Source organism: Gaetbulibacter sp. PBL-D1, from assembly GCF_050509525.1.
Lineage (GTDB): Bacteria > Bacteroidota > Bacteroidia > Flavobacteriales > Flavobacteriaceae > Gaetbulibacter_B > Gaetbulibacter_B jejuensis.
On record NZ_JBNWKB010000001.1, the window covers coordinates 309,657 to 332,232 of the forward strand.

General features: G+C 33.8%; 26 protein-coding genes, 1 tRNA gene and 1 pseudogene. 19 read left to right on the forward strand and 9 right to left on the reverse strand.

The genetic code is table 11. From position 1 onward, the window contains the following. The first annotated feature begins 120 nt into the window (after nucleotides 1-120). The 3 genes from kynU (at nucleotide 121) to ACQ0RB_RS01570 (ending at nucleotide 3,362) form a co-directional block, all read left to right on the forward strand. On the forward strand, nucleotides 121-1,389 hold the full coding sequence (gene kynU / locus ACQ0RB_RS01560; protein WP_430496009.1) for a kynureninase: 1,269 nt from the start codon (nucleotides 121-123) through the stop codon (nucleotides 1,387-1,389). Nucleotides 1,390-1,462: 73 nt separating this feature from the next. Further along, a complete protein-coding gene (locus tag ACQ0RB_RS01565; protein ID WP_430496011.1) occupies nucleotides 1,463-2,860 on the forward strand; it encodes an FAD-dependent oxidoreductase in 1,398 nt (465 codons plus the stop codon). Nucleotides 2,861-2,951: 91 nt separating this feature from the next. Then, complete coding sequence (locus ACQ0RB_RS01570; RefSeq protein WP_129759235.1) at nucleotides 2,952-3,362, forward strand: RidA family protein; 411 nt, start codon at nucleotides 2,952-2,954, stop codon at nucleotides 3,360-3,362. Between the two features lie 22 nt (nucleotides 3,363-3,384). On the opposite strand, the gene ACQ0RB_RS01575 is transcribed toward ACQ0RB_RS01570, so the two are convergent. Continuing rightward, nucleotides 3,385-3,735: a hypothetical protein gene (locus ACQ0RB_RS01575; protein WP_430496014.1), complete on the reverse strand. Its 351-nt coding sequence runs from the start codon at nucleotides 3,733-3,735 to the stop codon at nucleotides 3,385-3,387. A 119-nt stretch (nucleotides 3,736-3,854) separates the two neighbouring features. Here ACQ0RB_RS01575 and ACQ0RB_RS01580 point away from each other — a divergent pair, with 119 nt between their 5' ends. From ACQ0RB_RS01580 to ACQ0RB_RS01620, 9 genes and pseudogenes are all read left to right on the forward strand, one after another. Next, nucleotides 3,855-5,300 (forward strand): aldehyde dehydrogenase, encoded by a 1,446-nt coding sequence (locus tag ACQ0RB_RS01580; protein ID WP_430496016.1) that lies wholly within the window; start codon nucleotides 3,855-3,857, stop codon nucleotides 5,298-5,300. A 36-nt stretch (nucleotides 5,301-5,336) separates the two neighbouring features. Continuing rightward, nucleotides 5,337-5,655 (forward strand): annotated as a pseudogene (locus tag ACQ0RB_RS01585) (GIY-YIG nuclease family protein). Between the two features lie 33 nt (nucleotides 5,656-5,688). Next, nucleotides 5,689-6,471 (forward strand): SDR family oxidoreductase, encoded by a 783-nt coding sequence (locus tag ACQ0RB_RS01590; protein ID WP_430496018.1) that lies wholly within the window; start codon nucleotides 5,689-5,691, stop codon nucleotides 6,469-6,471. A 24-nt stretch (nucleotides 6,472-6,495) separates the two neighbouring features. Further along, the gene (locus ACQ0RB_RS01595; RefSeq protein ID WP_134198666.1) at nucleotides 6,496-7,032 is read left to right on the forward strand and encodes a 3-hydroxyanthranilate 3,4-dioxygenase; all 537 of its coding nucleotides are present in this window, start codon (nucleotides 6,496-6,498) and stop codon (nucleotides 7,030-7,032) included. A gap of 3 nt (nucleotides 7,033-7,035) precedes the next feature. Continuing rightward, nucleotides 7,036-8,118 (forward strand): amidohydrolase family protein, encoded by a 1,083-nt coding sequence (locus ACQ0RB_RS01600; protein WP_131505931.1) that lies wholly within the window; start codon nucleotides 7,036-7,038, stop codon nucleotides 8,116-8,118. 31 nt (nucleotides 8,119-8,149) lie between these two features. Further along, nucleotides 8,150-8,461 carry a GIY-YIG nuclease family protein gene (locus ACQ0RB_RS01605; RefSeq protein ID WP_131505932.1) on the forward strand — a complete coding sequence of 104 codons (312 nt, stop codon included), beginning with the start codon at nucleotides 8,150-8,152 and terminating at the stop codon, nucleotides 8,459-8,461. Nucleotides 8,462-8,564: 103 nt separating this feature from the next. Then, the gene (locus ACQ0RB_RS01610) at nucleotides 8,565-9,212 is read left to right on the forward strand and encodes an O-methyltransferase (protein ID WP_430496021.1); all 648 of its coding nucleotides are present in this window, start codon (nucleotides 8,565-8,567) and stop codon (nucleotides 9,210-9,212) included. 5 nt (nucleotides 9,213-9,217) lie between these two features. Then, a complete protein-coding gene (locus ACQ0RB_RS01615) occupies nucleotides 9,218-9,997 on the forward strand; it encodes a HipA family kinase (RefSeq protein WP_430496023.1) in 780 nt (259 codons plus the stop codon). After that, nucleotides 9,987-10,370: a DUF3037 domain-containing protein gene (locus tag ACQ0RB_RS01620; RefSeq protein ID WP_129759244.1), complete on the forward strand. Its 384-nt coding sequence runs from the start codon at nucleotides 9,987-9,989 to the stop codon at nucleotides 10,368-10,370. Before ACQ0RB_RS01615 ends, ACQ0RB_RS01620 begins: the two co-directional genes overlap by 11 nt. A gap of 63 nt (nucleotides 10,371-10,433) precedes the next feature. Here the strand turns inward: ACQ0RB_RS01620 and ACQ0RB_RS01625 are convergent, their stop codons facing one another. The 4 genes from ACQ0RB_RS01625 to ACQ0RB_RS01640 all read right to left on the reverse strand — a co-directional run bounded on the left by ACQ0RB_RS01625 (nucleotide 10,434) and on the right by ACQ0RB_RS01640 (nucleotide 14,062). Then, nucleotides 10,434-11,939, reverse strand: a complete 1,506-nt coding sequence (locus tag ACQ0RB_RS01625; protein WP_335973880.1) for a S8 family peptidase — start codon at nucleotides 11,937-11,939, stop codon at nucleotides 10,434-10,436. Nucleotides 11,940-12,056: 117 nt separating this feature from the next. Next, nucleotides 12,057-12,344: a twin-arginine translocase TatA/TatE family subunit gene (locus ACQ0RB_RS01630; protein WP_129759246.1), complete on the reverse strand. Its 288-nt coding sequence runs from the start codon at nucleotides 12,342-12,344 to the stop codon at nucleotides 12,057-12,059. A gap of 52 nt (nucleotides 12,345-12,396) precedes the next feature. Then, the gene (locus ACQ0RB_RS01635) at nucleotides 12,397-13,269 is read right to left on the reverse strand and encodes a carboxypeptidase-like regulatory domain-containing protein (protein ID WP_430496025.1); all 873 of its coding nucleotides are present in this window, start codon (nucleotides 13,267-13,269) and stop codon (nucleotides 12,397-12,399) included. Beyond that, nucleotides 13,247-14,062 carry a carboxypeptidase-like regulatory domain-containing protein gene (locus ACQ0RB_RS01640; RefSeq protein ID WP_166667437.1) on the reverse strand — a complete coding sequence of 272 codons (816 nt, stop codon included), beginning with the start codon at nucleotides 14,060-14,062 and terminating at the stop codon, nucleotides 13,247-13,249. The genes ACQ0RB_RS01635 and ACQ0RB_RS01640 overlap by 23 nt, the downstream gene beginning before the upstream one ends. A 150-nt stretch (nucleotides 14,063-14,212) precedes the next feature. Between ACQ0RB_RS01640 and pepE the strand changes: the two genes are divergently transcribed. Beyond that, nucleotides 14,213-14,920, forward strand: a complete 708-nt coding sequence (gene pepE, locus ACQ0RB_RS01645; RefSeq protein ID WP_430496027.1) for a dipeptidase PepE — start codon at nucleotides 14,213-14,215, stop codon at nucleotides 14,918-14,920. A 30-nt stretch (nucleotides 14,921-14,950) separates the two neighbouring features. On the opposite strand, the gene ACQ0RB_RS01650 is transcribed toward pepE, so the two are convergent. Further along, nucleotides 14,951-15,023: transfer RNA gene (locus ACQ0RB_RS01650), tRNA-Gly, on the reverse strand. Nucleotides 15,024-15,072: 49 nt separating this feature from the next. Beyond that, the gene (locus ACQ0RB_RS01655; protein WP_430496029.1) at nucleotides 15,073-15,498 is read right to left on the reverse strand and encodes a GNAT family N-acetyltransferase; all 426 of its coding nucleotides are present in this window, start codon (nucleotides 15,496-15,498) and stop codon (nucleotides 15,073-15,075) included. A gap of 57 nt (nucleotides 15,499-15,555) precedes the next feature. Here ACQ0RB_RS01655 and ACQ0RB_RS01660 point away from each other — a divergent pair, with 57 nt between their 5' ends. Together ACQ0RB_RS01660 and ACQ0RB_RS01665 are read left to right on the forward strand one after the other, a co-directional pair. Then, the gene (locus ACQ0RB_RS01660) at nucleotides 15,556-16,014 is read left to right on the forward strand and encodes a GNAT family N-acetyltransferase (protein ID WP_430496031.1); all 459 of its coding nucleotides are present in this window, start codon (nucleotides 15,556-15,558) and stop codon (nucleotides 16,012-16,014) included. 94 nt (nucleotides 16,015-16,108) lie between these two features. Beyond that, entirely contained in the window at nucleotides 16,109-16,879 is a 771-nt protein-coding gene (locus ACQ0RB_RS01665) for a M48 family metalloprotease (RefSeq protein WP_129759252.1), read from the forward strand. Nucleotides 16,880-16,930: 51 nt separating this feature from the next. On the opposite strand, the gene ACQ0RB_RS01670 is transcribed toward ACQ0RB_RS01665, so the two are convergent. Then, a complete protein-coding gene (locus ACQ0RB_RS01670; protein WP_430496034.1) occupies nucleotides 16,931-17,326 on the reverse strand; it encodes an ankyrin repeat domain-containing protein in 396 nt (131 codons plus the stop codon). A 261-nt stretch (nucleotides 17,327-17,587) separates the two neighbouring features. Between ACQ0RB_RS01670 and gpmI the strand changes: the two genes are divergently transcribed. Next, nucleotides 17,588-19,105: a 2,3-bisphosphoglycerate-independent phosphoglycerate mutase gene (gpmI, locus tag ACQ0RB_RS01675; RefSeq protein ID WP_430496036.1), complete on the forward strand. Its 1,518-nt coding sequence runs from the start codon at nucleotides 17,588-17,590 to the stop codon at nucleotides 19,103-19,105. Nucleotides 19,106-19,156: 51 nt separating this feature from the next. Next, nucleotides 19,157-19,570 (forward strand): BT0820 family HAD-type phosphatase, encoded by a 414-nt coding sequence (locus ACQ0RB_RS01680; RefSeq protein ID WP_430496038.1) that lies wholly within the window; start codon nucleotides 19,157-19,159, stop codon nucleotides 19,568-19,570. A gap of 2 nt (nucleotides 19,571-19,572) precedes the next feature. Here ACQ0RB_RS01680 and ACQ0RB_RS01685 read toward each other — a convergent pair whose 3' ends face one another. Continuing rightward, nucleotides 19,573-20,838: an acetyl-CoA hydrolase/transferase family protein gene (locus ACQ0RB_RS01685; RefSeq protein ID WP_430496040.1), complete on the reverse strand. Its 1,266-nt coding sequence runs from the start codon at nucleotides 20,836-20,838 to the stop codon at nucleotides 19,573-19,575. A 127-nt stretch (nucleotides 20,839-20,965) separates the two neighbouring features. Here ACQ0RB_RS01685 and map point away from each other — a divergent pair, with 127 nt between their 5' ends. Then, nucleotides 20,966-21,784, forward strand: a complete 819-nt coding sequence (gene map / locus ACQ0RB_RS01690) for a type I methionyl aminopeptidase (RefSeq protein WP_129759257.1) — start codon at nucleotides 20,966-20,968, stop codon at nucleotides 21,782-21,784. A gap of 9 nt (nucleotides 21,785-21,793) precedes the next feature. Continuing rightward, complete coding sequence (locus tag ACQ0RB_RS01695; protein WP_430496042.1) at nucleotides 21,794-22,576, forward strand: DUF3050 domain-containing protein; 783 nt, start codon at nucleotides 21,794-21,796, stop codon at nucleotides 22,574-22,576.

The window sequence follows — 22,576 nt, forward strand, 5'->3', positions numbered from 1 at the left end:
TGGGGCGAACAAATCTATTTAATACAAATCTACTCAATTCTAAAGCTATATACTGTATTTTATAACCATAAGTGCATAAAATAATTCTTATTTTTGTTAACAACACAAAATTTTATTCAATTGACCAATTATAAATTAGGTCTTGATTTTGCAAGAGAACAGGACCAAAATGACGCAATATCACACTACAGAAACCAATTCCACATCCCAAAAGACAAACATGGAAACGATTGGTTATACTTTACAGGAAACTCACTAGGATTACAACCAAAAAACACAAAAAAGTATATTCAACAAGAGTTAGATGATTGGGCTGATTTTGGTGTTGAAGGTCATTTTGAAGCCAAAAACCCTTGGATGCCTTATCATGAGTTTTTAACTGATTCTATGGCAAAAATTGTAGGCGCAAAACCTATTGAGGTGGTTGTAATGAACACACTTACCACTAACCTACACTTGTTAATGGTTAGTTTTTATCAACCTACAAAAACTAAATATAAAATAGTTATTGAAAGTGATGCTTTTCCTAGCGATAGATATGCTGTACAAACACAATTAGAATTTCATGGGTTTGATGCAAATGAAGGTTTAATTGAATGGAAACCTCGAAAAGGAGAAGAACTTTTAAACATTGAAGATTTAGAGGCTATACTAAACGAACAAGGTGATGAAATTGCATTACTACTTATTGGTGGTGTAAATTACTACACAGGACAATATTTGGATATAAAAAAAATTGCTGAGTTAGGTCACACCAAAAACTGTATGGTAGGTATAGACTTAGCACATGGCGCAGGAAACATAAATCCAGATTTGCACAACTCTGGAGTAGATTTTGCTGCTTGGTGTACTTATAAATATTTAAACTCAGGACCAGGTAGTTTAGCAGGATTATTTGTACACGAAAAACATGCGCACAACACAAAACTAAAACGTTTTTCTGGTTGGTGGAGTCACAACAAATCTACACGATTTAACATGCGTCAACCGTTAGATGTTATTCCTGGTGCTGAGGGTTGGCAACTCAGTAATCCTCCAATTTTATCAATGGCTGCCATAAAAGCATCGTTAGATATGTTTAACGAAGTTGGTATGGATGCACTTCGTAAAAAATCAGAACAACTAACTGGTTATTTTGAATTTTTATTGAATGAATTAAACAATGACCAAATAAAAATCATTACACCATCCAACCCAAACGAAAGAGGTTGTCAACTTTCTATTCAAGTAAAAAATGCTGATAAAAGTTTACATAAAAAATTAACCGAAGCTCATATTATAACCGACTGGAGAGAACCTGACGTTATTCGTTGTGCTCCTGTACCATTGTACAACACATTTGAAGATGTGTATAGAATGGTTGAAAAGTTGAAAGAAATATTAAATTAAACTTGTCATTCCGCACTTGATGCGGAATCCAAACAAATAGATTCTGCGTCGTAGCGCAGAATGACAATTAAACATGACTAAACAACAAAACATACTCATTATTGGCGCAGGACTTTGTGGTTCGCTATTAGCATTACGCTTAGGACAACGAGGTTTTAACGTCACTGTTATGGAAATGCGTCCTGATTTACGTAAAGTAGATATTTCTGCAGGTCGTTCCATTAACCTAGCTTTTTCTGATCGTGGTAACAAAGCCATGAAACTAGTTGGTATTGAAGACAAAGTAAAAGACCTTTGTATTCCCATGAATGGTCGTATGCTTCATGACATAGAAGGCAATACTGTTTTAGCTCCTTATAGTGGTCGTGAACATGAATTTATAAATTCTATTTCAAGAGGTGAACTCAATGCACTTTTACTTGACGAAGCTGAAAAACATAAAAATGTTTCCATTTACTTCAACAGAAAATGTAAATCGGTAGATTTCGAAAAAACGACAGCTCTATTTAAAGATTACACAAACAACACTGAATTTATTGAAGACGCAGATGTTATTATTGCTACTGATGGAGCAGGTTCTGCAATGCGAAAAAGCTATTATTTGGGAAAAAAGTTTCTATTTAGTTTTTCGCAAGATTGGTTAACACATGGCTATAAAGAATTAAGTATTCTTCCTGGTGAAAACGGAAGCTATAAAACCTATAAAAATGCGCTGCATATTTGGGGACGCGAATCGTTTATGCTTATAGCATTACCAAATCTCGATGGTAGTTTTACAGTAACGCTATTTTTAAGCTACGATGAAGGCGAATATAATTTCAATAATCTAACCACAAAAGAACGTGTTCTAGAGTTCTTCGAAAAATATTTTAAAGACGCTCTAGAGCTCATGCCTAATCTTGTTGACGATTTCTTTGAAAACCCAACAGCACCTCTCGGCACAGTAAAATGTTCGCCTTGGCATTACAAAGGCAATACGCTTTTAATGGGAGATGCTGCACATGCTATTGTTCCGTTTTATGGCCAAGGTATGAATGCTTCCTTTGAAGATGTTGTAGAATTTGATAAAGTACTAGATGAAGGTCATGACGATTGGGAAACCATTTTCAAGATTTATGAAAAATCTCGCAAAAAAGACACTGATGCCATTGCTGACTTAGCTATCGATAATTTCCACGAAATGAAAGGTCATGTTAATCATGCAAACTTTAGAGAAAAACGCACTTTAGAAATGGCTTTAGAAAAGCATTTTCCTAATGATTATTCTTCAAAGTATTCTCTAGTAACTTTTAACGAAGACATTGGTTATAGAGAAGCAATGTTAAGAGGTCGTGCACAAGACAAAGCTATACTCAATATGCTAGCAGATGGCAAATTGAATATTCAAGACGATTTAAAATTGAATTTAGAAAAGGTAAAAACTGAAACCGAAAACATCCTAGAAGACGATAGAATAGCTGGATTGAAATAAAATAATGTCACCTCGAGCGCAGTCGAGAGGTTTTTTTAAATAAGAATTTTTAGGTCTCGACTGCGCTCGACCTGACAAAAGAACAAAAGTTATGAACGAAGGAACAAACGTAACACCAAGAGGCGCTTATCCACATGTAAAAATAGTAGGCGATTTTATATTTGTATCAGGTACAAGTTCGCGCAGAAAAGACAACACTATTGCTGGTGTTGATAGTATAGATGAAATGGGTACAAAACGATTAAACGCTTACACCCAAACACAAGAGGTTTTAAAAAATATTGACAAAAATCTACAAACCGTTGGAGCGAGCTTAAAAGATGTGGTTGATGTCACATCGTTTCTAGTGAACATGAATGACTTTGCTGATTATAATAAAGCTTACGCTGAATTTTTTGATAAAGAAACTGGACCAACAAGAACAACCGTTGCGGTTCATCAATTACCACATCCAGATTTGGTGGTTGAGATTAAGGTGATGGCTTATAAAAAACAAGACTAAAGAATATTCGTTTAATAAAGAATTATTTACCAAAACGATCTATCAAGGCATTATCGACCTTTATTCTAATAATAGTTATGCCTATGCAAACAATTGTAATAGCCATTATAAAGCCTATCATAAATCCAAAATCAATAAAAAACCCAAGTACACCCAGTATAAGCAAAACAATTGCAAGCTTAAAATAAAGTGTACCACCATAAATATGGGAAAAATCCCAATGAGCTTTACTTCTACCTTCATACTTAGACTTAGTCAAACCTTTGTATGATTTGCTGTATTTAGGTGTTCGCTTTATATACCACCAACTTGTTAAAAACAGCATAAAAGCACAAGTCAACAAGATTATGGAAAAAGAGTTTTGATCGTTCATGCAAATAAAGATAATTAAAGACAGGCAAATTTCTTAAAATCTGAGTATTGTTTTATAATACATAGTAAAACTTTCCACTAATTCGTACTTTTGAAAAACACCATAAAATTTGAACAATTGTGTCAACCTCAATAAAAAATTACATAAACGGTCAATTTGAAAACCCAGCATCTAACAATTGGATTGACAACTACAATCCTTCAAATGGTGAAGTCTATGGGCAAATCCCAAACTCATCAAAAGAAGACGTAGAACAAGCTTATCAAAGTGCTAAATCTGCTTTCCCAAGCTGGAGTCAAACTACTTTAGAAGAGCGTAGCAGGATTCTAATTAAGATTTCAGAATTATTAGAAGCCAATTTAGACCGTTTTGCAGAAGCTGAAAGTAAAGACAACGGAAAACCTGTAAGTCTTGCTAAAATGGTTGATATACCTAGAGCAGCAAGTAATTTCAGATTTTTTGGAAATGCCATTACACAATTTGCAAGCGAAAGTCACGAAAGCGTTGGTCAAAACGCGGTGAATTATACGCTTCGCCAACCTATTGGAGTTGTGGGCTGCATTAGTCCGTGGAATTTACCGCTGTATCTTTTCACTTGGAAAATCGCACCAGCAATCGCAGCAGGTAATTGCGTTGTTGCCAAACCAAGCGAAGTTACACCAATGACAGCTTATTTATTAGGCGAAATTTGCAACGAAGCTGGTTTACCAAAAGGTGTATTGAATATTGTTCACGGTTTAGGCACAACGACTGGTCAAGCTATTGTAGAACATCCAAATATCAAAGCCATTAGTTTTACTGGAGGAACAGCAACTGGCGCACATATTGCCAAAGTAGCTGCACCAATGTTTAAAAAATTGTCTTTAGAATTAGGCGGAAAAAACCCAAATATCATCTTTGCCGATTGCGATTATGACGATATGTTGAACACAACCGTACGTTCGTCGTTTGCTAATCAAGGTCAAATTTGTTTATGCGGAAGCCGAATTTTTGTAGAGGAAACTATTTACGATAAATTCAAAACAGACTTTATAAACAAAGTAAAAGAGTTGAAAATTGGTCATCCTTCTGAAAAGGATACAAACATTGGCGCTTTAGTTTCAAAACCGCATCTTGAAAAAGTAAAAGCTTATATTGAAATTGCTAAAGAAGAAGGCGCAACTGTTTTATGTGGCGGAAACGAAGTTTCTGTTGAAGGTTACGAAAATGGTTACTATTTACAACCAACAGTTATTGAAGTAAAAACAGACGATTGTCGCGTAAACCAAGAAGAAATTTTTGGTCCAGTAGTTACCATTATGCCATTTAAAACTGAAAATGATGTGTTAGACATGGCTAACAAAGTAAAATACGGATTATCAGCAACACTTTGGACAAACAATTTACGGCGAACTATGCGAATGAGCAACCAACTGCAAGCAGGAATTGTTTGGGTAAACACATGGATGATGCGCGATTTACGAACTCCTTTTGGAGGTGTAAAAGCAAGTGGTGTTGGTCGCGAAGGTGGTTTTGAAGCTTTACGTTTTTTTACTGAACCTAAAAATGTATGTATAAAGTATTAATTTGATGTCGCCTCGAGCGCAGTCGAGAGGTTAATTATGAAAACGTATTATGTTTACATATTGAAATGTTCAGATGGGTATAACTTATACTGGAATAACAAATAACATATCTAGGAGATTTGAAGAACACCAAAACGGATTAAATAAAACATGTTTTACATATAAAAGAAGACCTTTAGAATTAATATTTCATCAAGAGTTTAACAATGTAGAACAAGCAATATATTTTGAAAAGAAAATAAAAAAATGGAGTGCAAAAAAGAAGTTTGCTTTAGCTAATGGAGAGTATAATTTGTTGCAAATTTTAGCCGAATGTAGAAATGCAACACATTCTAATTATATACCGAACAGTTAAATAGGTCTCGACTGCGCTCGACCAGACAGAATTATGAATCTAAACTTAAACAACAAATACGCGCTAGTATGTGGTAGCACAGCAGGAATAGGTAAAGCTACAGCTCTAGCTTTAGCCGAAGAAGGTGCAAACATCACTCTAGTAGCAAGAAACGAAGACAAGCTAAAAGCTGTTTTAGCCGAATTACCAAAACACAGAAATCACGATTATATTGTTGCTGATTTTTCTAATCCGATGGAATTAAAAGAAAAAGTTGAAAGCTATATTAAAAACAATCACGGATTTCATGTGTTAGTAAACAATACTGGTGGACCAGCTGGTGGACCAGTTTTTGATGCTAAAATAGAAGAATTTGAAAATGCCTTTACACAGCATTTAAAATGCAATCACGTTTTAGCACAAGCGGTTGTTCCGTTTATGAAAAAAGAAGAGTTTGGACGTATTATCAATGTGATTTCAACATCTGTAAAACAGCCTTTAGACGGACTTGGTGTAAGCAATACCATTCGTGGTGCAGTAGCCAACTGGAGTAAAACCTTAGCTAATGAGCTTGGACAGTTTGGTATTACAGTAAACAACGTATTACCAGGTGCTACAGGAACTGAACGATTAACCGAAATCATCAAAAACAAAAGCGCTAAAACTGGTAAAACAGAAGAAGATGCTGCTAATGCGATGAAAAGCGCTGTACCAGCAAAGCGTTTTGCAAAACCTGAAGAACTAGCTGCAGCCATCACTTTTTTAGCTAGTGAATGTGCCAGTTACATTAACGGAATTAACCTTCCTGTTGATGGTGGACGAACAAAATCTTTGTAACTTTATAACATAAAATCAAACGTCATGAGTAAATTATATCCTCCCATAAATTTTAAAGAATGGATTGAAGAAAACCGTCACTTATTAAAGCCTCCTGTTGGCAATAAAGTAGTTTGGAAAGATGGTGATTTTATTGTTATGGTTGTTGGAGGACCAAACAGCAGAAAAGATTATCATTATAATGAAACTCCTGAGTTTTTCTATCAAGTTGAAGGTGATATTACCTTAAAAGTTATTGATGAAGGCGAGCCTAAAGATATTCATATACGTGAAGGAGAAATGTTTTTATTACCTCCTAAGGTACCACACTCACCTCAACGTGGCGCTAACACAGTTGGATTAGTTATAGAATACCCTCGAGAAGAAGGTGTACAAGATGCTTTACTGTGGTTTTGTGAAAACTGTACAACAAAACTGTATGAAGAAGATTTTACTCTAGACAATATTGAAACTGATATGCCTAAAATTTTTGATAAATATTATGGTGATTCTGGTAAACGCAGTTGTCCTAACTGTGGACATGTAATGCAACCACCAAAAAAAGTTCAGATAGAAGAATAACTTATGAAACGTAAACTTCGTATAAACGGTCACTCACACTTACTTCCTTATCCTGAAGAAATCCCTAAGTTCATGAAAGACAAAGGTATTTTTTGGGTGGATAAAGACCGAAAATTCATGCTTCAAAAAGATTGGAGTCGACCAGTAACTGATTCTAGTTTCTTCCTCAATGAAAAATTAGCGTGGATGGAACGTTTTAAAATAGACCATGCTGTCGTTTTAAACCTTTCTCAACTCTACGGAAACGGATTACGTGTTGAAGAAATGAAGCAAGCCTTACGTTTTCAAAATGATTTCAATGCTAAAATTCAACATGACAACCCAAGCAAGTTTACTTGTGGCTTTGTAGTTCATCCTGGATTTGTACGTGGTGCTTGTTGGGAAATTGAACGTTGTGTAGAAGAATTAGGCCTACAATTGCTATGCTTACCTACACACTACATGGATACAATAGGTACTTGGCGTTGTATTTTTGATGAGGAAAACGAACCCATCTTTGAGCTTGCAAACAAGTATAATTTAGCTGTAGAAATTCACCCTTACGATGGTGAAAAATTTATAAAGCTAGAAAACACCTCATGGCGTTTTCACCTTATTTGGATGCTAGCCCAATGTGCAGATGCATATCACTTTTTAACCTTAAACGGTTATCAAGACAAATATCCAAATATGCGAACTTGTTTTGCTCATGGTGGGCAGTTGGCACAGATAAACTTAGGAAGACGTATTCAAGGGTTTGATGGACGACCAGATTTATTTGAAGGGAAACACCACCCAAGAAAAGCAGTTGGACACAAAAACATCTTTTTTGACACCTTAGTTCATGATACAGGAAGTTTATCTTTACTTATAAAAAACCAAACTTCTAAACAGGTTTTAATGGGATTAGACGATCCTTATCCTTTAGGAGAAATGGAAAGCGCTAAACAATCTTCTTATCCTGGTAAAATTTTGGATTTAGCTATAGAACGAAATATAATTACCGAAGAAGAACGTGATGCGATGTGGGAAGATAACGTCATACAATGGTTGTGTGGTGATGATGAAGATGCTAAGAAAAAATTGGTTAATAGAATTTTAGGATAACGTGTCTCCTCGAGCGCAGTCGAGAGGTATTATGAAATCATACTATGTTTACATATTAAAATGTTCTGATGGATTAACTTATACTGGTATTACAAACAATATATCTAGAAGATTTGAAGAACATCAAAAAGGTTTAAATAAAGATTGTTTCACTTATAAAAGAAGACCTTTAGAGTTAATTTTTTATCAAAAATTTAATGATATTGACCAAGCTATCTATTTTGAAAAGAAAATTAAAAAATGGAGTGGGAAGAAAAAATTAGCTCTAGCAAGTGAAAATTTTAATTTATTACAAATTCTTTCAGAATGTAGAAATGCATCACATTCAAAATATAAACCTTAAGGTCTCGACTGCGCTCGACCTGACAAACCTTGACTGCGCTCGACCTGACAAAACTAGACTAAACTCAATGTGGTGGTCAACCTAACATTTACAAATAAACATTATGCACTTTTTACCTCAAAAATTAGATGATTACGTAGTAGCACATTCTGAAAACGAACCAGAATTACTACAACAACTTACTAGAGAAACTTACCAAAAAATATTGCAACCACGTATGCTCAGTGGCCATTATCAAGGTAGAGTGTTGAGCATAATTTCAAAATTGGTTAACCCAAAAAACATCCTTGAAATAGGCACTTACACTGGTTATTCGGCTTTATGTTTAGCTGAAGGCATGCAGAGTAATGGCGAATTAGACACTATAGATATTAATGAAGAGCTGGTAGATTTTCAAAGGAAATATTTTAACAAATCACAGTACGGAAATCAAATTCATCAACATTTAGGTAATGCACTGGAAATTATTCCAGAACTAAATAAGACTTTTGATTTAGTTTTTATTGATGCTGATAAGCCAAATTATGTAAACTATTTTCACACCATTATTGACAAACTCAACGTTGGCGGCATCATTTTATCTGACAATGTACTGTGGAGCGGAAAAGTTATAGAAGCCCTAAATCCTGATGATGCATCAACTAAAGCATTACTGGAATACAATATACTTTTAAAAAATGATCCTAGAGTTGAAACCGTTTTATTACCTTTAAGAGACGGATTAACCATAAGTAGAAAACTACCATCTTAAATAATATGAACACATTAGACATAAGAACTGTTGATGTTGTAAAATATATTACACCTTTAAGAGAAGGTGGTTCTTTACCTGCTATTGTTGAAGCTAGCGACGGTTTTCTCTATGTACTAAAATTTAGAGGTTCTGGTCAAGGAAAAAAAACACTAATTTCCGAATTAATTGGAGGTGAAATAGCACGCGCTATTGGTTTAAAAGTTCCTGAATTAGTGTTTATGAATTTAGACGATTCATTTAGCAAAACAGAGCCAGACGAAGAGATACAAGACTTACTTAAATTTAGTGTAGGCTTAAATTTAGGATTACATTATTTAAGTAGTTCTATTACTTACGACCCTTTAGCATTTGATGTTGATCGTTTAACAGCTTCAAAAATTGTATTATTAGATAGTATTATTAGCAATATAGACAGAACAGCCAAAAACACAAATCTGCTTAACTGGAATAAAGAATTATGGGTTATTGATAATGGTGCTAGCTTCTATTTTCATCATAATTGGGCTACTTGGGAAAGTCATCTAACAAGAACATTTCCTCTTATAAAAGATCATGTACTAGTTAAACTGGCAACACGTCTTGATGAAGCTTCAAAAACAATCATTGAAGCTTTAAATAAAGACACGTTAGAAACCATTATTAATACAATACCCGAAAATTGGCTACTAAATGAATCTGATGTGTTAAACCCAAGTCAAATAAGAACAGCCTATTTGAGCTATTTAATTTCTAGACTATCAAACATTGATGCTCTAATAAACGAAATCGAAAATGCAAGATAAAGTCACTTTTGAATATGCCATAATTAGACTCGTTCCAAAGGTTGAACGTGAAGAGTTTTTTAATGTTGGAGTCATTTTATACTCTAAACGAAAAAAATTTCTTAATGTTAAATATCATGTCGACAATGAGAAGTTAAAGGCTTTTTCTTGCGAACTTGACATAGAAGACATCAATAATCACTTAAAATCTTGGGAACTAATTTGTAAAGGCTCACCTTCATCTGGAGCAATTGGACAATTTGAACTTTCTGATAGATTTCGTTGGTTAGCAGCCTCAAGAAGCACAGTAATACAAAGTTCTAAAACACATTCTGGTTTAACCGATAATCCAGAAGAAGAATTAAATAAAATTTTTGAAAAGCACGTATTATAGCTAACAATACAAACAAAAAACCTCTCAATGCTGAGAGGTTTTTTAATTTATAAAGTGTTTTTATTATTGTACAGCTTGTAAAGCATCAATATTACCATAACCAAAACTTCCGTTTTTATTTGGGTAAAAGTCTGATGACGTTTTTAAACGGTTTAGTACCTGTGTTCTGCTCCAGTTAGGGTATCTAGACCATACCAAAGCAGCAATACCTGCAGTTGTTGCAGTGGCAACCGATGAACCTCCTGTATAACGACGCTCACCATTGTAAAACCCTAAAACTGGTGGTGCTTTACTAGTATTGTTATCACCTTCCATAATAATGGTAAAATCTATTTTGCTTCCGCTATGGCAAGTGTCGCAACGTTCATAATTACTCCCATCATCAACTCCTGTTACAGCAACAGTTTCGCTCATTGTTGCTGGGAAAATTACACCAAAGCCATTAGTAAAACTGGTTGACGTTCCTCCTGCCGCAAAAATAAGTTTGCCTTTACTGTAAGCATATTTTACAGCATCTTTAATATTACCTATTGACCATACATAACCAATAGACATTGAGATGATTTTCACATCACTTCTATTTCCCAATTGGGTTAACGCATCCGACACACCTTTACGTTCATGGTAATCATTTAAAAGCACGTCTTCAGTTGCTCTATAAGCTACCAAATTTGAGTTATAAGCAACACCTACTGGCATTCCGTTATCGTTTCTTGGAGCAGCCATAGTAGACGCCATTGCTGTTCCATGACCACACTTGTCATGTGGCCCATCATAATTACTACTCCACCACCAAGCAGAATCTATAAACGTACCATACTTTTGAACGAAGCGTCCATTGGAAACTCCATCGTTAAACCCACTAGAATTCAACAGCGATTGTGATTGTGATACTCCAGTATCAATCAATCCAATAGTTACTCCTGAGCCAGTACTTAAATTCCATGCTTGCGGAATGTTATGCTCACTAAAATGCCATGACACTTGTGCATTGTTAGGACTAACTGTAGTGTAATGCGAGGTGTTTATTGACTCTCCATTTTTGCTACATCCTGAACTTGATCTTGCAGTTGCACTCATTCCAAATTGATTGTAACCATTTGGTTCTAAATAGCGAACATATGGACTCTTTTTAAGCGCTACAATTGTATTAATATTGTCAACATACACATCAACAACATTAATAATTTCGTGTTCTACAAGTTTTAAATCTTCCTTAGCAACACCTTCTTGCTCCAAAACAATATTTAATACTGCTTCCTTTTTATTTTCAATGTCTCTTGTTCTAATTTCTGAAAAATATTCTCCTTCACTTCCATAACCAATAGTAAGTAAATTTTGCCCATGCTTTACTGCACTCCATAAAAAATGGGTATCAGCAGCATTCCAATCAAAATCACCAGTATTTGTAATAGTTGCATTGATGGTTGCGTTAATTTCTTCAATAGTTAAAGGATTTTCAGGAAATACTTGTTGAATGTCTTCTTCTTGAAATGTGGCATCTTCCTTAGAACAGGAAACCACAGTAATAGCCAAAAGTAAAATGACTTTAACGTAGAGTCTTCTCATGTAAATATATATTTAGATGGTTAATGGTTTTCTAAATATATTAAATAATCTTAAAAAAATTAATTGAAAAACTCAGTTTTCGACAAAAAACTAAATATAATTTTACGAATATAGTATTTACAATTTACGTCTTACCGAACCTGTGAAATCTTCTAAATCGTCTTTCACTTTGTTAATTTCGTCTTGAACATCTTTAGTAATACTGGTATCAATACCATTTTGTTCAGCGCTTTTAGTAATTTCAGATTTAATATCGTTTGACGCATCGCGAAGAACTCGCATACCTTTTCCTAAGCCTTTGGCAATCTCAGGAATTTTGTCGGCTCCAAAAACCAAAACCACTACAACAAGTATAAACATAACTTCTGTAGTACCAATGAATAAAAATGTAGCTGCTTGTATCACTTTGCAAATATAATGAGTTGTTAGATTAGAACGTACTATTTAACATTGAATTTTAATCTTGGGAAGAATTAACGTTTGCTTTGTAAGCTTTAAGCTTAATTTGTAAAAACTCTAGTAGTTTTATATCATTTTTTTCTTTTGCAATTTGCATAAACTCTGGATCTTCTGAACTGAAATAGAAAAACTCCATTCTTTGAGCTTCATCCAAATCATCTATTTCAAAAAGCATTTCAGAAAACTCTGATATAGCTCTATTCATCTGAATATCTTGTCTTTCCAATTCAATTAAGTGTTTTAATCGTTTTGTTCTACCAGAAATCCAGTTCAAAATTGGATTTAAAGGAATTAACCCACTACCTGTTTGGGCTTCGTAAAGTCTTCGCTCGCTTTGTGTTTTTGGCTTTCCTGTGTAACCAGGAATTCCAACATCATAAAAGTTTATATCTCGTTCAACATCTGAGTTTTTTATATCAGAAGTTAAATCACCAGACAAGATTTTACCAACCACAACTTCGTTTAACTCATTAATGTTTTCAGTAAGAATCACTTCAAGCAACTTGGAATTAATATGGTTTTGGGAAATGACAATTTCTTCTCTTAAATATTTAACACCTGAAACAATAATGGTGTCGTTGAGCGTTGCAGGAATTTCAAACTCGCCTTTTTCACCTGTAGTAGTATATTTACTTGCTGTTTTATTTATAATATGAATACCTTCAACGTCATCATTTGCTATCACTTTACCTGAAAGTGTAACAGTTTGCGACTGCATTACAAAAGCGGTTAAAAGAGAAAAAACAAGTAAGCTTCTTCTGATTACATTTATAGATACTCTAGCAGAAAACAAGTTTGATTTCACAGCAAAATTTGGAGCATGTAAATAATTTTCAAACAGACTAAATTTAATCTTTTTGAGGAGTTTCATTTAAAAACTGCTTACTTTTTTGGCTTATAAATTCTAAAAACTCAAGTTCATTACCTTTATCTAACAAACTATAGTCTAAACCATGGTCTTCAACATAAATTATAAATTCATTGATTCTATCCTTTGGAATCTTGAAATTTTGATATAAGAATTCTTCGGTGTAATGGTCTTTAAACGTACTTGTTGGAATGTTAGGAACATTGGAACGAGTCGAAGCCTTCTCTCCTTTAGATTTAAAAAGTGGTTTTAATAAAAACCCTACCACATTTATAACGTTAAGTCCGTTTTGCATGGTTTGAGACTGCGAATGCATTGCTATATTATCTGATTGTGATCTTATATCGTCAGAAAACTCATATTCGTGTACGTTGTCAATACCAAAATAAATTGGATCCATATTTGGGTTAAAAGTTCTTACACTTTCAACATCTAAAGTTAAATTTCCAGTAAGGTCATAAGGCAGAATAACAACTTCGTCTAGTTTGTTTACTTCTTCAACCAAAAAAACTGTTAGCTTTTTTGATGCTATAACATATTCGTCAATTACAATTTCAAAATCTTTAAACTGTAGTGCTCCAAATTCAACTCTATCGTTTAAAGCCACAGCAATGGTAAACTCTCCATTTTCGTCAGTAGTCGTTCCTCTGTTAGAAGATGAATTAAAAACCGTAATTCCTATGACATCATCACTATCTACCACAACTTTACCTTTAACCTCAACACGCTTGAGATCTTGGGCGTTCATCTGAAATACAGACACTAACATGAATATAACAAATAGGTACTTTTGCATAAGGGTTGGTTTTATGTTATAAAGAAAAGTTTTCATATCTTAATTTAATTCCAAAACACACATAAACTTTTGTTAAAAGCTATGTTTACTTAAATTTACAACAAAATAATCAATACCAAAAAAAATAAAATTGGTATAAACACAACATTAATGAAAAACATAATTATAGCCAGCACATCTACTGTACATGGTAGTGGCACTTTAGAATATATTTTACCAGAATTGAAACTTTTTTTTAAGGATGCTAATGAACTACTCTTTATTCCTTATGCAAGACCTGGAGGCATAACACATGATGAATATACAGCTAAAGTAAATGATGCTTTTTCAAAGATTGGGAAATCTGTTAAAGGTATTCATGAATTTGAAAACCCTAAAGAAGCATTGCAAAATGCTGAAGGGATTTTTACAGGAGGCGGAAACACTTTTGTTTTGGTTAATCAGCTTTATAAAAATGATTTAATTGAAACCGTAAAAGCTGCTGTAAATAATGGTACGCCTTATTTAGGAACAAGTGCAGGAAGTAATATTTGCGGTCTTACAGTTAATACTACCAACGATATGCCTATTGTATATCCACCAAGTTTTAAAACCTTTGGTTTTGTACCTTTTAATATCAATCCGCATTATTTAGATCCTGATCCAAGCAGTACTCACATGGGAGAAACCAGAGAGACACGAATAAAAGAATTTCATAAATTCAACACACAACCTGTTATAGGACTAAGAGAAGGTAGCTGGCTTGAAGTAAAAGGGGATTCTATTATTTTAAAAGGAGAATTGAATGCTCGTGTTTTTGAATATGACAAAGCCCCTTTTGAAGTAGAAACTGGTACAGATCTAAACACTTTAAAATAAAAAAGACTTTACTTAAAGTAAAGTCTTTTGAGCGGGAGACCGGGTTCGAACCGGCGACATTCAGCTTGGAAGGCTGACGCTCTACCAACTGAGCTACTCCCGCAATGCGGATGCAAATATATGTAAACTCTTTTTCTTAATAAAGAAAAAAATTAAAGCTTTTTAAAAAAATGATATCCTAGTATTTCAAACCCTTCGTTGTAGTAAAACTTATGCGAAGGATAATTTTGAACATAAGTATTGAGTTCCACAGCTTTACAACCTTTACTTTCGGCATAGTTGTATATCCAACTTAAAAATTGTTTTCCTAAACCTTTGCCTCTATAGTCATCATCAATATAAACATGGTCAATTTCCACACTTCTACCAGCATAATGTCGTGTACAAAACCACATTCCCGACATTCCTATTAGCTTTTCACCATCATAAATTACAGCACACTCATAGTTTTGCGTTATCATTTCAGCAAATCGTTCTTTTAAAACAGCATCTGAAACAGTGTTATTATTCAACTTTTTAACTAAAGGAATAATCGTGTTTATTTCAGATTTTTTAATAATTTTAAATACTGGAGACATCTTCTTGAAATATTTCGTGAAGATAATTAATTTGCCGCTACACTTTACCAATAATTTATGTCTAAAAACACAACTAATTACTCCATAAAGCTTATCGCATCTAAAGACACTTATAGTGTAAGATACCCTGTTTTAAGAGAAGGACGACCTATTGAAGATTGTATTTTTGAAAATGACGATTTAGAAACCACTTACCACGTAGGGTTATATTCTCAAAACAAGCTTGTAGGCGCAGTGACCTATATGAAAAACAACACACCTTTACTTGAAACTAAAAAACAATATCAATTAAGAGGAATGGCTGTATTGAAAGAATGTCAAGGTTTAAAATATGGCAATGCTTTAATACATTATGGAGAAAACCTACTTAAAGAAAAAGGCATTACTACTATTTGGTGTAACGCAAGAGAAATTGCTGTTCCATTTTATGAAAAAAATGGATTTTCAATTATTGGCAAACCTTTTAATATTGAAAAAATAGGATTACACTTTACAATGCAAAAAGATATTCAATAAATTTCATGCGCTTATTTTTAAAACACATTAAAAATCACCTAGAATTATTAAGCTATTTTTTTTGTAAATTTATTACAACTAATACCTAACTAACATGAGAAGCAACAAATTTAAAATAAGACTTTTAATAGGCATAGCTATAGTTGCTTTTGCATTTATTAAAAGATGTAGTAGTAAAGAAACCAATCCATTTACAGGAAGGGTTCAAACTATAAATATGACTTCTGACCAAGAAATCGCAATTGGTTTACAGAGTGCTCCACAAATGGCACAGCAACATGGAGGTTTGCACCCTAATGAAAGTTATCAAGCCTTAGTTGATAATGTTGGAAATAAATTGGTAAGTAATAGTATTGCCAACCAAACACCTTACCAGTATGAATTTCATTTATTGGCAGACCCAAATACTATAAATGCATTTGCATTACCAGGAGGTCAAATTTTTATCACTTATGCTTTATTTTCAAAATTAGAAAATGAAGACCAGTTGGCTGGTGTATTAGGTCATGAAATTGGTCATGTTTTAGGTAGACATTCAGCAGAGCGTATTGCAGAATCAGAATTTTGGAGCACTGTTACAACTGGAGCTTCGGTTGGTGCTGATATGGGTGGATTAGTAAGTGGAATTGGTCAACAAACTTTACTAACCAACGGTCGTGGAGACGAACTAGAAAGTGATGATCTAGGCGTAAAATTTATGATTAAAGCTGGATACAATCCTGAAGAAATGATAGGTGTAATGGAAATATTAAAAGCTGCTGCAGGACCTAACAGAGTCCCTGAGTTTCAAAGCACACATCCGGACCCAGACAATAGAATAGAAAAAATTAGAGAAGCTATCACTAAATATAAAAAGACTCCCTAAACAAGGAGTCTTTTTACAACTAACTAACCAACCAACTTATTAATACATAAGTTAAGCTTTTCTTTTCTTTTGAGATTCAAAATGATTGATAGCTTTTATTGCGTCTTGAGCATTAGATAATTCAGCATACTTTTCAGCAGTATACCCTTTATCAGATTTCTTATTTAAATCTGCTCCATTTTCAACTAAAAGCTTTAAAATTTCAACTCTATTAAATTTTGCCGCATACATAAGCGGTGTCATTCCATTAGATTTTTGATTTACATCAGCACCTAATTCAATAAGTTTTTTTACGGTTTCAAAATCTCCTTTAGCAATTGATGCACAAAATGGGCTAACTGAGTTTTCTGCTTTTACAATTTTAAAATTGTTAGATGTCGTAGTTGTTGCAAAAGTGCTAAACGAAAAGCCTAATGCAATTGCTAAAATAATTACTGTTTTTTTCATGATGAAAGATTTAAATTAATTGATTGTTTTTTGATTATACTAAAGAGACGATATATTTCTCGTTCTGTTACACATAAAAATTATAAATAACATTTATTTAACGCTTTACAAACAAATATGTTAAGGTTTTATTAAATTGAAAAAAATGGTTAACAATAAGTCGTTAATCATATAATAAATCTTTAAATTCATTTTTTTGGTACTTAAAATTTAAGGTTACTACTTTAAACTTTTATCTTTGAAGCTTAAAGCCATTCCACTATGAACAAAAAAGTTATTCTTATGATTCTTGATGGTTGGGGAACATCTCCTGACCCTAAAGTTTCAGCAATTGACAATGCAAAAACGCCTTATATAGATTCACTATACCACAATTACTCTCATGCTAGCCTTAGAACTGACGGTTTACATGTAGGTTTACCAGAAGGTCAAATGGGAAATAGCGAAGTTGGACACATGAATCTTGGTGCTGGACGAATTGTTTACCAAGACTTGGTTAAAATAAACCTTGCTGTTAAAGATAAAACATTAGGTAAAGAAGCTGCTTTGGTTAATGCCTTTAATTATGCTAAAAGTAATAACAAGCCTATTCATTTTTTAGGTTTGGTAAGCGATGGTGGTGTTCACTCACACATTAATCACTTGTTTGGGTTAATTGATGCAGCCCAAGAATTTGGTGTTCAGCAATCTTATGTCCATGCATTTACTGATGGTAGAGACGTTGATCCAAAATCTGGTTACGGATTTATCACATCGTTACTGTCTCATATAAAAAACACAAACACGCAACTTGCAACAGTTACTGGTCGTTACTATGCTATGGATAGAGACAAACGCTGGGAACGCGTTAAACTAGCTTATGATGCTATAGTTAATGGCATAGGAGAAACATCAACAAATATTTTAAAATCTATCGATAACAGTTATGACAATAATGTTACTGACGAATTCATAAAACCAATTATTAATCTTGATACTAATAATGAGCCAGTAGCAAAAATTAAAGAAGGTGATGTGGTTGTCTTCTTCAATTTTAGAACAGATAGAGGACGTCAACTTACTGAAGCCTTATCTCAAAAGGATTTTCATGAACAAAACATGCATAAATTGGATTTACATTATGTAACAATGACCAATTATGACGATTCATTTAAAGGAATTAATGTTGTTTTTGACAAAGACAACCTTACTGAAACCTTGGGAGAAATTCTTGAAAAGAACCATAAAACTCAAATTAGAATGGCTGAAACCGAAAAGTATCCTCATGTAACATTCTTCTTTTCAGGCGGAAGAGAAACTCCTTTTGAAGGTGAAACAAGAATACTTCGCAACTCTCCTAAAGTAGCGACTTACGATTTAAAACCCGAAATGAGTGCCTACGAACTAAGAGATGCTTTAATACCAGAACTTGATAAAGGCGAAGTAGATTTTGTATGTCTCAATTTTGCAAATGGTGATATGGTAGGACATACTGGAGTTATGGAAGCTGCAATACAAGCCTGTGAAGCTGTAGATAAATGCGTGGAAGATGTGATTACAACTGCATTAAAAAACAATTATACTACATTATTAATTGCAGACCATGGTAATTGTGAAACCATGATAAATCCTGATGGTTCACCAAACACGTCACATACTACAAACCCTGTTCCTATAATTTTAATTGACAACGATAAAACAAAAATTAAAGATGGTATTTTAGGAGATGTTGCTCCAACAATATTAAAATTAATGGGTGTTGAGCAGCCAAAAGCCATGACACAACATCCATTGGTATAATTAAGTCAATGCCATTATTTTATGTATTTTTGCAACGTTAAAAAATGAAAGATGAATTTTCAGGATAAGTTAATTATAGCTGTCGATTTTGATGGTACAATCGTTGAAGACGGTTATCCCAAAATAGGAAAACCTAGAATTTTTGCGTTTGAAACCTTAAAACGACTTCAAGATGATGGACATCGCTTAATATTATGGACCTATAGAAGTGGATCAAAATTAGACGAAGCAGTAAAATTTTGTGAAGATAAAGGCATACAGTTTTATGCTGTAAACAAGAGTTTTCCTGAAGAAAAATTTGACTATTCAAAGAGTCGAAAAATATATGCAGACATTTTTATTGACGACAGAAACATTGGAGGTGTTTTAGGTTGGGGAGAAGTATACCAATTGATAACCAACGACACACCAGACATCAAAGCTCCTAAGCGTAAAAAAGGGTTTTTAGGTTTATTTAATAAATAAGTTTACATCATTTCAAAATAAGCCTTATCCAACGACTCTCTATGATCTGGATGCGCAATTTCCACTAAAGATTTCACACGCTCTTTAATCGTTTTCCCATACAAATTGGCAACTCCATATTCTGTAACAACATAGTGAGTATGTGCTCTGGTTGTTACTACTCCTGCTCCCATTTTTAATGTTGGTACAATTCTACTAATGCCATATTTTGTAATTGATGGTAAAGCAATAATTGCTTTTCCTCCATCACTTAAAGATGCGCCTCTAATAAAATCCATTTGACCACCAACTCCAGAGTACATACTAGCTCCAATTGAATCAGCACAAACTTGTCCTGTAAGGTCAACTTCAATAGCAGAATTGATAGCTACCATTTTTGGATTTTGCTTAATGTATGCTGTATTATTAGTATAATTAGATGCTCGCATTTCTACAAAAGGGTTATCATCAACATAATCATACAAACGCTTCGATCCCATTAAAAAGGTCGTTAATGCTCTACCTCTATTAATTTTTTTGTAATTACCATTTATGACGTCATTCAAAATTAAATCAATCACACCATCTGAAAACATTTCGGTATGTAATCCTAAATCTTTGTGATTAGTTAATCGCGATAATACAGCATTAGGTATAGAACCGATTCCCATTTGAAGTGTACTTCGATCTTCAATTAAATTGGCTACATAATCTCCTATTTTATTTTCAATAGCACTCGGCTCTGCCATGTCGTGAGTTGGGAGCGCTTCATCACACGCTACAAAATAATCTATTTCAGTATGATGAATAATTCCTGCACCATGAGTTCTAGGCATTTGCGGATTAACCTGAGCTATAACCGTTGCGGCATTGTCGATGGCTGCTAACGTAGCTTCAACAGAGACACCTAATGAGCAATAACCATGTCGATCAGGAACTGAAACGTGTATTAAAACAACGTCAAGATCAATTATATTTTGCTTAAATAAACGTGGAACTTCGCTTAAAAACACTGGTGTATACGAACCATTACCAGCTTTTAAAGTATGTCGCACATTCTTTCCTATAAAGAAAGAATTCACATGAAAACTTTCAGCATATTCTGGATTTGCATAAGGTGCATCTCCTTCAGTATGCAATTGACATATGGTTACATTTCGTAATTCTTCATGTCTATTAGCAAGTGCCTTAATTAAAACGGTTGGCACAGCTGCTGCTGCTTGAATATAAATTTTATCGTTTGATTTTACGATTTTAAGTGCTTCTTCAGCGCTAACAGTCTTAAACATATTTTTCAGATTTAATGAGATTACAAAGGTAATGTAGAATTCAATCTTAAAAACTGTCATATATCATGTTTAGGTTAAAAGTTTTACATTTTAATTTTAAGTATCTTTGCACATATTTTTTTAAAAGATGATTATAGTTAAGACCAAAGATGAAATTGAGTTAATGCGCCAAAGTGCTTTGGTGGTATCAAAAACACTTGGTATGCTTGCTAAAGAAGTAAAAGTTGGCGTTACCACAAATCAATTAGATAAACTTGCAGAAGATTTTATAAGAGCTCAAGGTGCATTACCTGGCTTTAAAGGTCTTTATGACTGCCCTTCTACATTACTTTGTAGTGTAAACGAAGCTGTTGTTCATGGTTTACCTACAGACAGACCACTAGAAGATGGCGATATAGTTTCTATAGACTGTGGTGCATTAATGAACGAGTTTTATGGTGACCATGCTTACACTTTTGAAGTTGGCGAAGTTGACCCTGAAACTAAAAAACTTATAGAAGTTACTAAAGAATCGCTTTACGTTGGTATTAGAGAATTTAAATCTGGAAACCGTGTAGGCGATGTAGGTTATGCCATTCAAAACCATTGCGAAACTCAAGGTTATGGTGTAGTGCGTGAATTAGTAGGACATGGACTTGGACGTAAAATGCACGAAGACCCTGAAATGCCAAATTACGGTAGACGTGGTAGAGGAAAAAAGTTTATAGAAGGTATGGTTGTAGCCATTGAACCTATGATTAATGGTGGCACACATCGTGTAAAACAACTTAAAGATGGTTGGACAATTGTAACGCTTGACGGAAAGCCTAGTGTCCATTTTGAACACGACGTAGCTCTAGTTGATGGCAAACCAGAAATACTATCAACCTTTGCTTATGTTTATGAAGCTTTAGGCATTACGTCTGACGAAGAAAATGAGTTTAGACAACAAGCTTTAATTCTTTAATTTCTCATTATGAATACCATTGAGTTTATTGAAAAGGAACTTAAATCATTAAGAGACTCCTTAAATAATCACGACCTATACAAAGCACTTTCAACACCTGATGATATTAAAATTTTCATGGAACAGCACGTATTTGCTGTTTGGGATTTTATGTCACTTTTAAAAGCGCTACAAAACCAATTAACAACAACATCGTTACCTTGGTTACCAGCAAAAAATCCTGCAACTGCACGTTTTATCAATGAAATTGTTTTAGGTGAAGAAAGTGATGTTAACGAACTAGGAGCTCCTAAAAGTCATTACGAAATGTATCTAGACGCCATGAATCAAATAGGTGCTAGCACATCTCAAATGCATCAATTAGTACAGTTTTTAAATAATGGTGATTCGCTTGAAAATGCTATTAAAAACTGTAATTTAGATACTGCTACCGAAAATTTCATCAACTATACGTTTGAAATTATCAGCACAAATGAAGCTCACAAAATAGCATCGGCATTTACATTTGGTCGTGAAGATGTGATTCCTGATATGTTTTTTCAAATTATCAATCAGTCACAAACCAGTGATAATTATTACAGCAAGTTAACCTATTATCTTAACAGACATATAGAGCTTGATGGAGACGAGCATGGACCTTTATCCTTAAAAATGATTGAAGAACTTTGTGGTAATGACGACCAAAAATGGCAAGATGTATTACAAGTGGCTAAAGATGCATTAAAGCAACGTATTGCGCTTTGGGATGGCATTTATGAAAACATCCTTTCTAACAAAACCATATTAGTATAA